Source organism: Nostoc sp., from assembly GCF_036917135.1.
GTDB lineage: Bacteria > Cyanobacteriota > Cyanobacteriia > Cyanobacteriales > Nostocaceae > Nostoc.
The window spans coordinates 69,195-80,795 of record NZ_JBALEA010000023.1 but is presented as its reverse complement, the minus strand read 5'-3'; the positions used below and the strand labels follow the sequence as shown (position 1 = coordinate 80,795).

Below are 11,601 nucleotides of genomic sequence, written 5' to 3'. Positions count from 1 at the left end.
CTAAATAATGCAGGCTGATAGCAGTTCACAGCAAAGGCTACTTAAAAAAATTCAAACGCTACCTCCCGAACAAGTCTTGCTAGTTGAAGATTTTATTGATTCTTTGGGTCAGCAAAATACAGACCATAGCCTTACCTTTGCAGCAGCAAAACTTTCTGAACCAGTTCTGCTCAAAATCTGGGATAACCCTGATGATGCAGAATATGACACACTATAAATTTGGTGATGTTATCTATTTTGGGTTAATGCGATCGCTACCTTCAAATCAAAGCCTCTGTATATCACTCAAACTCAGTTTCGCAGAAAGCTTTTAACAAATCGATACAGTTAGCGATCGCTCCTAAATGAGCAATTTCATACCCATGTGTATTTTGGGTAGGAAATGCCAAACAAGCAGCACGCCCAACATGACCAAATTTCATCGCAATTGAAGCATCACTACCAAACCCGCTTAGAGTTGTCAATTGTATCGGCATATCGAGTTGCTTGGCACTATGGCGCAGTTGTCCATTTAGCCCTTCATCATATATCCCATAAGCATCTTGAGATAAAAGTACAGGACTTTCCCCATCTTTAACAGGATATTCCTCAGATAAGGGACAAATTTCTAAAGCAATCAAGGCATCCAAACGCTGATTTTGAGTGAAAAATAGCGCCCCAATTGCTCCCACTTCTTCTTTAGCTGACGCTACTAAATAAACGTCAACAACTGGCTGTTTCAGGTTTTCAGCCAAAGCTAGCAAAATGGCAACAGAGGCTTTGTTATCCAAGGTGTAACCGGCAATATGATCCTTTAACCGAATTGGACGCTTGCGATGCTTGCCGATTACCATTCTCGTTCCCGGTCGAATGCCAGCTGCTTCTAATTCAGCAGATGTCAGCTTCGTTTCAATCCAGGCATTTTCCCACTTCACAGTGGTATCTTCCTGCTGCACTTTTTGGGGCGATTCGTGAGAAACGTGGCGGGAACCAAAGCTGAGAATACCGTTGATAGTTTCGTTATCTCCCAGTAAATCTACCACGCCTTCACCATAAACCCACGGAAAAGAACCGCCGAGTTTACTGACTTTGACACGACCTTCATCACCGAGACTCTTGACAATTGCGCCAATTTCGTCTTTGTGTGCGGTGATGGCGTAGACGGGAAGCGGCTTGTCGTTAGACATCGCTCTGTCTGGACTTTTCCCTGGAATCTTCGCAATAATATTATCGGCGCGATCGCACCAAACTTCTACACCCAGCGCCGCAAATCGTTGCATCAAAAACTGGTTAATCTCAGCTTCTACACCACTCGGAGAATGGTGCATGATTAATTCTTCAATAATTTGAAATAAGCGATCGTAATCCCACATCAATACAGTTCGTTCACTTTTCAACTGTTGTATGAGACAATTGTGCATCAAGAACCCGACCTGCTAACACAAGTGCTGACCTTTTTTGTTGACGCTTCAGCACTCCTACCGCACCAAAAGCACCAAGGGCTAAAATTCCCAAGTTTGTCGCAGGTTCCGGGACAGACTTAGCCTCAATCGCCGCCAGCGCAGCGTCTGCTACTAACTTCTGAACGCCTGTTGTTGGATGTACAGAGTCAAAGAACAAATAATCGTTTGGTTGAGCGCATACACTGACGATTGTCTGGAAAGTCCCGACTACGCAAGGGTTAACCACATCTTGAAACCCAAACTTCCCTGGATTTGCTTCTACTTGATTAAATAAAGAGAACACATCAACAGAGATCAGATTCAGGTCAGGGTTATTGCTAAATTTGCCTAATTCGTCTGCTAATCTCTTGTTATGGTCATTTGTCAAAGCAGTCAAGTTGCTAGATAGACCTGTAGCGGATGCAAATGGAATCTTGCCCAAATCAGGCAAGTTAAAGACTAAAATATTTTTTGCGCCAGATGAAGCAAGTAATGCTACTGCATTTGATAAATTCTGGACTGTTTGAGCCGGATTGATAGCTTGACCAAACAGATAATCATTTGCACCTCCCGATACAGCATAAAGTGCATTTGGATCGAGCTTCTGATTGGCTTGTAGAATCGGTTGTGTCAACAAGCCGACTTGCTCTAGTACTCCCGGTAACGGCGCACTAGGAACAATAGCATTACCCTGACCAGAATTAGCGCCGCCCACAGCAAAATTAATACCTTGATTGGGAATAGTAGGATTTGAAATTAAGTATGGGGTAGGATTTAATCCTAGCTGATTTCCCAGGTAGTCTACCCACACCTGATCATTAGAAAAACGCCCTTGAAAGTAGGGTGGATCTTGGGGAATGGCTGTTGTCGGAGCGACTAAACCATTAGTAGCAGTGAAAACATTGCCAGTATCAGAAAGACTGTCGCCAAATACATAAAATTTGGAAAAACTCGCAGCATTCGCTTTGAGCGGCAACATGAAAGATAACAGAACAAATCCTACCGCTACAGCTTGTTTTTTCATCTTCGTTTTACCTGTGGTATTTTTTAGTTTGTTTAAGAGTAATCAAAGGGCGGTAGTCTAACAACTTTTCTTTTGACTTACTTCAAAACTCAGTACGTCTATTGAGTTAATTTAACGTCAATTCGATGAACCTCTCCCTCCCAACCTCCCTCTCTTACAAGGCGAGGGAGGAGCAACGAAAAATTCAGCTTTTTGATCCCCTTTCCGTGTCGGGGAGAGGTCAAATAAGACTTGTCGAACTCACGTTAATTTACGTTATTTTACTTAAGTATTCCTCAAAAATTCATCAAACCCAGATAAAAACGCTGAAAATACTTAGATTTACATTCTCTTCAAAAAAAATCGGGATCGTACAAAGAAATGGCAAAAATTACCTCATAAAAGGTGATAATTGCTCATTTTTATGATATGGATGGATAAACTAACTGGCTTTTAACCTCGCTTTAATTTCAAAGCCTCAGCAGCCGATACACCCTCACCCTGAGTGCCAAAGTACCACAAAGTCGTAGCAGCCTCAGCACGAGTTACTGGTTTTTTGGGTTGAAACAGAGTCGTATAGCCAAACACCCGCCGAATATTCGATTGTTCGCCATTTTGGTAATCAGCCAAGACTGCTCTTAAAGCCTTAGGATCAATTCGCGCTGCATCTTGGAAACCCCAGGTTTGTTTAACCGCATCTAAGTTAGCAGAGGGTAAAGCTTGGCGAGTATCGAGGGGTAATTTCCACAGTAGTAACTGTTCCCGCGTTAGGGGTGCATCAGGACGAAACAAAACTACTGTAGAATCTCCAGACAAAGGACTAGGAATTAACCCAGCTTCGGCTAATCCCTGAATTGCTGAAAAATCAGGGTCTTTTGCGGACACATCGCTAAAAGCTGGTTGAGTACTTTCTGATGCCAAACGAATTTGTTTAGCTGGATTATTGCCATAGATAGCATTGTTAACAGCAATTAGCCAACGAGCGTATTCCCGATGTGTAATGACTTTACTCGGTTCAAACTGGTTAGTTGTGGTAGTTGAATCACTCTTAGTTGTCTTTGGTTCTATAGATAAAACACCTAATGCAGCCAAGTCTTGGATGTGTTGCCGCCATTCTTGCGGCACCTTGTTCAGATCGTTGAATACCTGCGATTCAGGTGTGACTGTAGGGATTGTTTGGTTATTAGCCGTGCTTGGTGGCTGTGCTGCCAAATTTGCGGGTGGTGCTGGGCCAATGAACTGTGGATTTCCTGGTTGAGGAACAGCGTTAGTAGTTTCGTTAGAACTTGTAGTTGGGGTAGGTTGTGCTGTTGCAGTACTATTGGGTATGTAATCAATCAGTAATTCTGTGGATGTTTGGGGTTGATTGGGTGTGGCCTTAGTAACTGATTTTGGCTGAATGGAAACCTTCAACAGCAAATCGTTACGACGTGCTTCAAAAGCGCCTCCCCCATCATCTGTTGGCTGTTGCAAAATCTGCCAGTTATTTGCTTGAAACTGGCTGCGATAAAAGCTAGTAATAAAGTTGCTGGGATCAGAACTCAACCAACGAGTTGAGATTCTGTTTTCTGAACCGCTAGCAGGTGTAACTTCCTGTAGCTTGGCATTGGCATATAGGGGGATATCTTTAGGAAAATCGCCTGGTAACTGAACAGTTGATTGGTTTTGCTGTGCTTGCTGCTGGTTAACCTGAGATTCTCCAAAGACAACTGGATTGCTTTGCAACTTCGGATCTGCCGCCAAAGATTGCTCAAGGTTTTTGGCGACTTGACTGTTAGCACAGGCTGTTAACGAAGTGAGGAGAACAGCCCAAATTAGAAATACAGCTGGAGGTTTACAGGAAAGCACAGGAAATCACAAATTGATGTTTCAATTCCTACCCTAGCGCAGACTGTTCATTAAATGGGAATGGGGAATGGGGCATTGGGCACTTGTACTGAGCGTACCCCTCCGGGGAAGCAAGCTACGCGTAGCTTCTCGTAGAGAAGCCGTTGGCGCAACCTCTCCAAGAGTTGTATTGGGCATTGGGAGTGCTGAGTTAAGCGCCAAAAGAGACTACCGACTCACGGCATCTTCTTCGTAAATGTCTCTATTGGTGAAAATGATATCTCAAAATTTGAGTAAACGGTAGCAGAAGCTACCGTATTGTCTTCGTTTTACAGCCATTAGGTTTTGATAATTCCCATGCTTATTTATAGAGTTCCCTAAAATTCTGGAAAACTAACATTTTCGGAAAAAAACATACATAAACCGGAAATATCTACTATATAAGAGTTTTGTGATTAAAAATCTCCAAAAAAGAATGTAGAGACTTAGCACTGCTACGTCTCTACAAGGGTTCTGGATAAGGCACATTTAATCTACTTCCAGATGCAGTAGTTGTAATGCGATGCCTAGGTTGGGCAAAGCCTACGCCAACCAACTGAAGTGATAAACTAGGACTAAAGCCCCCTTAGCCTCACCCAAAGAGGGGAATGGATAAAGTTTGCTAACACTGGCTTACAATCGATTTTGGAAATTATTCATCTAAGGATGGTAAGCTGAGTAAGGCAATAGCTGGAAAATGCCACTGTTAAACAATTCCAGGAACTTAGCGTAAGTTCATTATTCTTGGCGACTGAGGTTAGATGCAAAGCAGTCAAGTGTCGCAGCAGTTTCTCTAGTATCTCTAAATTGATTTTCTGGGGAAAGTGCTACTTGTACAGCCTCGAAAGCAGTGAGTACTTCCTCTAAAAGTGCGTAGTTTACCAAACTAGGCATCGCCTCTATTGTTATCCAAAGCTTTCCCTCAGGCAACCCATCCCCTGTTCATCTGGGATAAGGCAACTGTTATTTTAGGAAAGCTGGGCACACGTTGCGCTTCACAATTCATCGAAGCAGTACATAGTCAAAAAGACACTTCATCGAATCCACGGGCGGTTGAAAAAAACCTCTACAAACTTGGTCTGAACAGTTACCAGCTTCCTGATAGATTAGATACAATTAGCATTTGCGTTTGCTTGGGCGTAGGCTTTGCCCAACCTAAGCATCGCTTGTTCAAAGCGAGTACTCAAATTGACATAGTATTAAATAAACCTTTCACCTGCTGCCTCTGGAGAAAATTTTTGATTAAGGGCAAATTAAGACTTATATTCAAGGGGCTTGGGTGTTTCTTGGAGATGAAGTTAGCCAAAAGGCTGCAAAAGGCTGAAAAAGATATATCAGATGTCAAAAACGCAGATCGGATAAGAGTACGAAAATCTAAAATACATATTAAATTGAAGAAAAAACAACGACCATCTACAACCGTCAGTCCATTTCTTTCTATAAAGCGTCACCGGGTTGTTACCAGTGCTGAAACACGATTACATGCAAGTTTCCCAGGATCAGCCTATTTATTCTGAGGCTCCACTCCAGCTGTTACTGTTTGTCGATGGACGCCCTAAGTCTCGCCAACAAGTACAGCGAATACGTGCTTACTTAAAAGAATTGCAGGCTGAGTATAGTTTTGAACTTCAGACTATTGATGTTGGACAACAGCCTTACTTAGCAGAACACTTTAAATTGGTAGCAACGCCAGCTTTAATCAAAATACACCCGGAACCACGACAGGTTTTAGCTGGGAGTAATATCATAGCGCAATTGAAAAACTGGTGGCCTCGCTGGCAAGCCTCTGTAGATGCTTACTTAAAATTACAGGAAGACTTACACGAACGGATAGACGACAATGCTAGGGCGACATCACCCAAATCTACTATCCGTTCAGTTGCTGTTTCTGCTGAACTGATCCGACTCTCAGACGAAGTTTTTCGCTTGAAACAGGAAAAAGAGCACCTCCAAGAGCAGTTACAGTTTAAAGATCGGGTAATTGCGATGCTGGCACACGATCTCCGCAATCCGCTAACTGCTACCGCGATCGCCATAGAAACTCTTCAATCTAATTACAATTTAGAGACAGGCCAATTTCAGCGCCTCAAACCATCCATGACGGCGCATCTATTAAAGCAAGCCCGCAATCAAACTAAGATCATTGATCGGATGATTGCCGACCTTTTACAGGTAGGTTGTGGCAAAGATACAGAGTTTCCAATTTTACCACAAAAAGTACAGCTAGGTAAATTGTGCTTAGAAATACTGGAAGAATTGTGCGATCGCTACACCGCCAAATCCCAAGAGATAGAAACGGATATTCCCAATGACTTACCTTATGTATACGCTGACCCAGAACGTATCCGTCAAGTGCTAGTAAATCTGTTGGATAATGCCATCAAATACACCCCAGAAGGAGGCAAGATTAGCATTTCTGGATTGCATCGCACTACCCAAAAAGTCCAGTTTAGTATTGGCGATACTGGGCCTGGTATTCCTGTAGAGAATCGCGATCGCATCTTTGAAAACCACTTTCGCCTGCAACGAGATGAAGGCACAGAAGGTTACGGCATTGGTCTTTGTTTATGCCAACGTATTGTCTTAGCACATTATGGTCAAATTTGGGTGGACTCTGCCCCCAATAACGGAGCATGGTTTCACTTCACACTCCCAGTTTATCCTTCTTAAGTAATGGATATGGGGCATTAGAGCTTGGTCATTGACAAATGACCAATGACAAATGACTAAGAACTAGAGACAAAGCGATCGCGCCCCCTATCCTTTGCTTGGTACAGTGCTTTATCTGCCAGCACAATTAAATCGGAAGGTGAGGATTCCCAAGTGGGGACAACAGTTGCCACGCCCATACTAAGGGTGACATACTGACTCACCTCAGACCTGTCATGAACAATTTGCAAATCTTTGACTCCTGCTTGTATCGCTTCGGCAATGTAAACCGCGCCAGATGCAGGGGTGTCTGGCATAATCACAGCAAATTCTTCGCCACCATAACGCGCTACTAAATCCTGATGTTTTTGTACCTTAAGGCTTAAGACAGCACCCATCTTTTGTAAACAGACATCTCCAGCAGGATGGCCATATCTATCGTTATAAAATTTAAAAAAGTCGATATCACACAAAATCATTGACAAAGGAGATTCCTGTTGTGCGAGATGAATCCACTGAGTATTGAGATAATCGTCAAAACGGCGACGATTAGCCAATTCAGTTAACCCATCTACATTGGCAAGGTGATGCAAAGCTTGGTTTGCCGCCTCTAATTGTTTGTATACTTGCGCTTGCTGTAGCAGTCGGCGCAACCGTTGACGCAATACAGGCCAGTGAATTGGCTTAGTAACAAAATCAGTCGCCCCCACCTCAAAAGCATGGTTTACGGATTGCTCATCGTCCAAGCAGGTGATCATCAATATGGGAGTGCGCTCCCATATCTTGGAGATGATAGTATTCTTCAGCGTCGAGTCACTATCAAAGGTGGCAACGGCTGATATTAAATTATTCCTGGCAATCTGGAGCAAATGCTTACAGCAGGTAAAGCCATCCATTACAGGCATTACAGCATCTAGCAAAACTATATCCGGTTTGATAGTCTGGTAAGCATCTAAACATTGCTTACCATCATTGACCTCGACCACTCGATAACCTTCTTGTTCCATAGCTTTACGCAACAATACTCGGATGGTCTTGTCATCATCAGCCACCAGAATCAGTGGCGGTTCCTTAGTTGAAAGAGGAAATTGGCTTATGCCTGACATGAATTGCGTTCCACTTGCGGGACTATCCTGAAAAAGGCTCTACAACTTGGTCGCATGGGAGCGATCGCTCTTCTGATCAATGCCCGGATTTGTGGCAAAGATGAGTCTGGCTTCACAATCAACTGTTTTTTGACAACAGACTGCTCAATGTTCTTGAGCCAAGCAAGCGGCAGATAACTAAGTTGCATAGACAATGTATAATTGGAACACGAAGGCGATCGTTACTTTTTCCTTCGGTTATGGTTATCGGAGGAAATATTACTTTTATATTTCCCCAATCTCAAAGTTAAATTGCAATTTTTTTGAGAATTGCAAATGTATGCCTAAATTATTGAGTTTTGTAGTTAGTTTAGAAACCTAGCGAGACAGGGCAAAGCAGTTGCCAAAGTCCGCTCAGAGGATAGCTAATCCAAAACACTAATATCACCTGACTTAAATTTATTTAGTCTATCCGGCAACCCTTGCCGAGGTTTAGTATAATTACATAAGATTGAGATTAAGCTGATTGCAAAGCTTTATTCTCCAGTCACTCCATGTTAGGAAATTCAGTAAAAATTCTGATTCACTTCGGTTGAATATATCTATTACAACTTGCCGTAAATCCAGCCACCATCTCAATTAACTAAACGACTAGGGGCAATTCGTGAATTTCCCCTAGTCAATTAATAATTTATTACAGAAAAATCAAACCCTATTTAGATTCACTAAATCTTGAATATGCCAGACTCATTAATGTATCAGCAGGATAACTTTGTTGTTCTAGAAACAAATCAACCAGAACAATTTTTGACAATATCAGAGTTATTAGAAAAGCTCAAAGCAAATCTCCAACAACTCATAATTCAAGATTTGCCACCTGATTTGCAAAAGTTTGATACCGTAGAGGCTCAAGCACAATATTTACTCGACACCAGTTGCGAATTAGATATTGGTACTGGTAAATATTTACAGTGGTATGCAGTTCGTTTAGAAAAGTAACTTTTTGGTCATTCGTCTACGAAGCACCTTACTTTTCACGTTATGGGGAAAAGCTAACGATTGACCTAACCCCCTAAGGGACTCACAAGAAATAAATTATCCATTTTGTGGGGTGGGCAACATGAGCGCTCTAAATCTGGGACGGGTGGGGACACCCATCCCACAAAAAATTTGGGATATTTTTTTATTTGTCAGTCCCTAACCCCCTTCCCTACTAGCGCTGGAGGAAAATTCAAAGTCTCTCTCCTTAAAGGAAGAGAGAAATAGAAGCGAGGTTTTCCAGATACCGTGAAAAGTAAGTACGAAGCACACCGGAGCGCTATCGAAACTCCCACGGCATTATTGATTATTAGACATCTTCAAAAATTAAATATGCGTTATTCAGAACCCTTGTAGATAGACGTAGCAGTGCTACGTCTAGAGATTAATTTTTCAAAGATGACTCATTGACTATTGACTCTTTTGGAATATTAATTAGCGCTAGCTCAATTGTATTTTCAGATGGCTGCGTTATTTGAATCTCCAATCCTGGCCCAAAATAGTTGGTCATTTTTTCTTGTTTTTTTTGCCACACATCAATTGGTATTAGCGGTGAATCAAATTCTAAAATTAGGGCATAGCCCCCATTAACTTCTGTTTCTCGCAACCCTGTGACTATTGGCCTTTCCTCATCTGTGGGACTCAAACCCAGAAAAGAAAGTGTTGTATCTAGATGAGCATCTTGACCGTAGCAATATCGAGTGATGTCTTTGCGAATTTTATTTTGAGTATCAGTTGCTTGCTGCTGGCGCAGTATCAATGCTGATGGTGACGTAGTTTCAAATGGTACTGGCTTAAGTTCATTAGCTTTCAGCGCCAGCCCTCCCAACAATAGAGGAATACCGTAAAAAAATCCGACAAGATTGAGTGTGGCATTATTATCAGCATAGGCGACGAAGCCAATGATGGTTAATATGCCGCCGATAGTTAAACCGAGTGTTCCCAAAGAGATTTGGCGTAGCATGAGCTTAAATTAGTATAATATCTGAATATCTCAGTTTTATTATCATCGGCTATATAGTGCCCCAGAATGTTGGATTTTGAGTTAACTTTAAATTTAAAGGTAGTTAAAGACGGGAAAAAATAATGGATATACAGACTATAAAAGAACGAATTTTCGCAGTTCAAAGTAAACGCGATTACCTGTTAAGCTTACTGGAGCAACCAAACCTGGGAACTTTGAGAGTTGACGTAAATCAGGCGTTGGAAGAACTGGATGAATTAATTGATGAATTTAGACGCACCATTCCGGTAGAGTAGGCATTAGCAAAAATTGCGTCGGTTTAACCCTCAACTTCAGGCTATACCGACGCTCTTTAGCTTGAACGAAAAGAAGCCCCACACTCACTAGACGGAGTGTGGGATGAATTTTTGGGCGACGACGAATTGACCCCTAACTAATTCAAACCTACGGTTTGACAGGGCAAGGGGTCGATGAGGAGTCGCCTTTTTCTGTGTTTGGTAACGAGTCAATAAGTTCATCAATCACCTGAGTCATGGTTTTGTCTGCATAAGTGGCATAATTTTGAAGCTTATTAAACCTGCGTTCTGACATTCTTAACCTTAATTGTTTGTTTTTTATTTTGGTTACACAATGGATACATATCATCCTATCCTGTATTCAGGTCGAAGCCAGGAATGCTCTAATTGCGGGTACAAAGCTAAGAAGCCGCTATCTCAAAGAATGCACAATTGCCCTGTATGCTCTACAAGTTTGTGCCGTGATTTAAACGCATCTCTTAATATAAAGGCGCGTGGGACACACGCCCTCAAAGCTCAATTAATGTCTTCATAGAGGAGTCGTTGAGAAGCCCACACTCACCGTCGATAGGAGTGTGTGGAGTATGTCACTAATATCATCTCCTCAAATCCCCCGAATCGAACTAAGCCTGAGTTGGGGAAGCAAAATAGCTGTATTATTTATCCGGCAACTGAACCATCTCCTGCACGTTGACCTAACTGCCTAACTAAGGCAATAAGTTCGCTTGTCGGTACATCTTTCTTGCAAACGTCATCAAAGCTAGACATTGCTTTTGTACCGTGAAAATTTACATCTTCCACTGAGGAGTAAGCAAGAATCTGGGTGTTGGGAGATATAGCTTTAATGCGACTAGACGCACTCCAGCCATCCATGACTGGCATTTGTAAATCTAGAATAATGACATCAGGATGGTAACGTCTAACCATTTCTATAGCTTCTTCACCATTACTCGCTAAACCTACTACTTGAATATTTTGCTGTCCAGAAAAAATCAATTGTAAGGTTAAACGAGTCAGTTCGTGGTCATCAACTACTAGAACACGCAAGGTAGAAAGCTCACAGGATAACATTAACATTGAGGGGAAAGACGAAATTATTCAGAATAACTTCTCTAGTTTATGGGAGCAAGTGCCAGCACTGACTCTATCCTATGGTTGAATATGTTGTGTGAACCCATGACGTTTCACGGGATCTGGAAAACCTCGCTTCTATTTCTCTCTCCTCAGAGGAGAGAGATTTTGAATTTTCCCCCTTCCCGCGTCGGAAAGGGGGTTAGGG

At 42.2% G+C, this 11,601-nt stretch carries 16 protein-coding genes; 7 read left to right on the top strand and 9 right to left on the bottom strand.

The genetic code is table 11. The annotated features are described in order from the left end of the window. Positions 1-7: 7 nt before the first annotated feature. The gene (locus V7K50_RS05045) at positions 8-217 is read left to right on the top strand and encodes a toxin-antitoxin system, antitoxin component, Xre family protein (protein ID WP_334957854.1); all 210 of its coding nucleotides are present in this window, start codon (positions 8-10) and stop codon (positions 215-217) included. Between the two features lie 64 nt (positions 218-281). Here the strand turns inward: V7K50_RS05045 and V7K50_RS05040 are convergent, their stop codons facing one another. The 3 genes from V7K50_RS05040 to V7K50_RS05030 all read right to left on the bottom strand — a co-directional run bounded on the left by V7K50_RS05040 (position 282) and on the right by V7K50_RS05030 (position 4,272). Next, positions 282-1,352 (bottom strand): M42 family metallopeptidase, encoded by a 1,071-nt coding sequence (locus tag V7K50_RS05040; RefSeq protein ID WP_334958367.1) that lies wholly within the window; start codon positions 1,350-1,352, stop codon positions 282-284. A gap of 13 nt (positions 1,353-1,365) precedes the next feature. Continuing rightward, entirely contained in the window at positions 1,366-2,445 is a 1,080-nt protein-coding gene (locus V7K50_RS05035; RefSeq protein WP_334957852.1) for an SGNH/GDSL hydrolase family protein, read from the bottom strand. Between the two features lie 432 nt (positions 2,446-2,877). Continuing rightward, positions 2,878-4,272, bottom strand: coding sequence for an S-layer homology domain-containing protein (locus V7K50_RS05030; RefSeq protein WP_334957850.1), 1,395 nt, complete (start codon positions 4,270-4,272; stop codon positions 2,878-2,880). A gap of 67 nt (positions 4,273-4,339) precedes the next feature. On the opposite strand from V7K50_RS05030, the gene V7K50_RS05025 reads away from it, so the two are divergent. Then, complete coding sequence (locus tag V7K50_RS05025) at positions 4,340-4,507, top strand: hypothetical protein (RefSeq protein ID WP_334957848.1); 168 nt, start codon at positions 4,340-4,342, stop codon at positions 4,505-4,507. 521 nt (positions 4,508-5,028) lie between these two features. Here the strand turns inward: V7K50_RS05025 and V7K50_RS05020 are convergent. After that, positions 5,029-5,184 (bottom strand): hypothetical protein, encoded by a 156-nt coding sequence (locus tag V7K50_RS05020; protein WP_334957845.1) that lies wholly within the window; start codon positions 5,182-5,184, stop codon positions 5,029-5,031. Between the two features lie 8 nt (positions 5,185-5,192). On the opposite strand from V7K50_RS05020, the gene V7K50_RS05015 reads away from it, so the two are divergent. Next, entirely contained in the window at positions 5,193-5,807 is a 615-nt protein-coding gene (locus V7K50_RS05015) for a hypothetical protein (protein ID WP_334957843.1), read from the top strand. Continuing rightward, positions 5,755-6,960: a histidine kinase gene (locus V7K50_RS05010; protein WP_334957841.1), complete on the top strand. Its 1,206-nt coding sequence runs from the start codon at positions 5,755-5,757 to the stop codon at positions 6,958-6,960. The genes V7K50_RS05015 and V7K50_RS05010 overlap by 53 nt, the downstream gene beginning before the upstream one ends. Before the next feature lie 56 nt (positions 6,961-7,016). Here the strand turns inward: V7K50_RS05010 and V7K50_RS05005 are convergent, their stop codons facing one another. Together V7K50_RS05005 and V7K50_RS05000 are read right to left on the bottom strand one after the other, a co-directional pair. Next, the gene (locus tag V7K50_RS05005) at positions 7,017-8,045 is read right to left on the bottom strand and encodes a PleD family two-component system response regulator (protein ID WP_334957839.1); all 1,029 of its coding nucleotides are present in this window, start codon (positions 8,043-8,045) and stop codon (positions 7,017-7,019) included. After that, on the bottom strand, positions 8,033-8,233 hold the full coding sequence (locus tag V7K50_RS05000) for a hypothetical protein (protein WP_334957837.1): 201 nt from the start codon (positions 8,231-8,233) through the stop codon (positions 8,033-8,035). Before V7K50_RS05000 ends, V7K50_RS05005 begins: the two co-directional genes overlap by 13 nt. A 529-nt stretch (positions 8,234-8,762) precedes the next feature. Between V7K50_RS05000 and V7K50_RS04995 the strand changes: the two genes are divergently transcribed. Continuing rightward, positions 8,763-9,023 (top strand): chlororespiratory reduction protein 7, encoded by a 261-nt coding sequence (locus tag V7K50_RS04995; protein ID WP_334803227.1) that lies wholly within the window; start codon positions 8,763-8,765, stop codon positions 9,021-9,023. A 424-nt stretch (positions 9,024-9,447) separates the two neighbouring features. Here V7K50_RS04995 and V7K50_RS04990 read toward each other — a convergent pair whose 3' ends face one another. Continuing rightward, the gene (locus tag V7K50_RS04990; RefSeq protein WP_334957835.1) at positions 9,448-10,026 is read right to left on the bottom strand and encodes a DUF2854 domain-containing protein; all 579 of its coding nucleotides are present in this window, start codon (positions 10,024-10,026) and stop codon (positions 9,448-9,450) included. Between the two features lie 122 nt (positions 10,027-10,148). Between V7K50_RS04990 and V7K50_RS04985 the strand changes: the two genes are divergently transcribed. Then, positions 10,149-10,322, top strand: a complete 174-nt coding sequence (locus V7K50_RS04985) for a hypothetical protein (RefSeq protein ID WP_334957834.1) — start codon at positions 10,149-10,151, stop codon at positions 10,320-10,322. Positions 10,323-10,470: 148 nt separating this feature from the next. Here V7K50_RS04985 and V7K50_RS04980 read toward each other — a convergent pair whose 3' ends face one another. Then, complete coding sequence (locus V7K50_RS04980) at positions 10,471-10,617, bottom strand: hypothetical protein (protein WP_334957832.1); 147 nt, start codon at positions 10,615-10,617, stop codon at positions 10,471-10,473. Positions 10,618-10,656: 39 nt separating this feature from the next. Between V7K50_RS04980 and V7K50_RS04975 the strand changes: the two genes are divergently transcribed. Next, a complete protein-coding gene (locus V7K50_RS04975; protein ID WP_334957830.1) occupies positions 10,657-10,857 on the top strand; it encodes a zinc ribbon domain-containing protein in 201 nt (66 codons plus the stop codon). A 125-nt stretch (positions 10,858-10,982) separates the two neighbouring features. On the opposite strand, the gene V7K50_RS04970 is transcribed toward V7K50_RS04975, so the two are convergent. Then, positions 10,983-11,399: a response regulator gene (locus V7K50_RS04970; RefSeq protein ID WP_334957828.1), complete on the bottom strand. Its 417-nt coding sequence runs from the start codon at positions 11,397-11,399 to the stop codon at positions 10,983-10,985. Between the last annotated feature and the right edge of the window lie 202 nt (positions 11,400-11,601).

Excerpts from the sequence above, each read along its gene's own strand:
- V7K50_RS05045 (WP_334957854.1), top strand. The coding sequence starts at position 8 with ATGCAGGCTGATAGCAGTTCACAGCAAAGGCTACTTAAAAAAATTCAA.
- V7K50_RS05040 (WP_334958367.1), bottom strand. The coding sequence starts at position 1,352 with ATGTGGGATTACGATCGCTTATTTCAAATTATTGAAGAATTAATCATG.
- V7K50_RS05035 (WP_334957852.1), bottom strand. The coding sequence starts at position 2,445 with ATGAAAAAACAAGCTGTAGCGGTAGGATTTGTTCTGTTATCTTTCATG.
- V7K50_RS05025 (WP_334957848.1), top strand. The coding sequence starts at position 4,340 with ATGGGGCATTGGGCACTTGTACTGAGCGTACCCCTCCGGGGAAGCAAG.
- V7K50_RS05020 (WP_334957845.1), bottom strand. The coding sequence starts at position 5,184 with ATGCCTAGTTTGGTAAACTACGCACTTTTAGAGGAAGTACTCACTGCT.
- V7K50_RS05005 (WP_334957839.1), bottom strand. The coding sequence starts at position 8,045 with ATGTCAGGCATAAGCCAATTTCCTCTTTCAACTAAGGAACCGCCACTG.
- V7K50_RS05000 (WP_334957837.1), bottom strand. The coding sequence starts at position 8,233 with ATGCAACTTAGTTATCTGCCGCTTGCTTGGCTCAAGAACATTGAGCAG.
- V7K50_RS04995 (WP_334803227.1), top strand. The coding sequence starts at position 8,763 with ATGCCAGACTCATTAATGTATCAGCAGGATAACTTTGTTGTTCTAGAA.
- V7K50_RS04990 (WP_334957835.1), bottom strand. The coding sequence starts at position 10,026 with ATGCTACGCCAAATCTCTTTGGGAACACTCGGTTTAACTATCGGCGGC.
- V7K50_RS04985 (WP_334957834.1), top strand. The coding sequence starts at position 10,149 with ATGGATATACAGACTATAAAAGAACGAATTTTCGCAGTTCAAAGTAAA.
- V7K50_RS04980 (WP_334957832.1), bottom strand. The coding sequence starts at position 10,617 with ATGTCAGAACGCAGGTTTAATAAGCTTCAAAATTATGCCACTTATGCA.
- V7K50_RS04975 (WP_334957830.1), top strand. The coding sequence starts at position 10,657 with ATGGATACATATCATCCTATCCTGTATTCAGGTCGAAGCCAGGAATGC.
- V7K50_RS04970 (WP_334957828.1), bottom strand. The coding sequence starts at position 11,399 with ATGTTAATGTTATCCTGTGAGCTTTCTACCTTGCGTGTTCTAGTAGTT.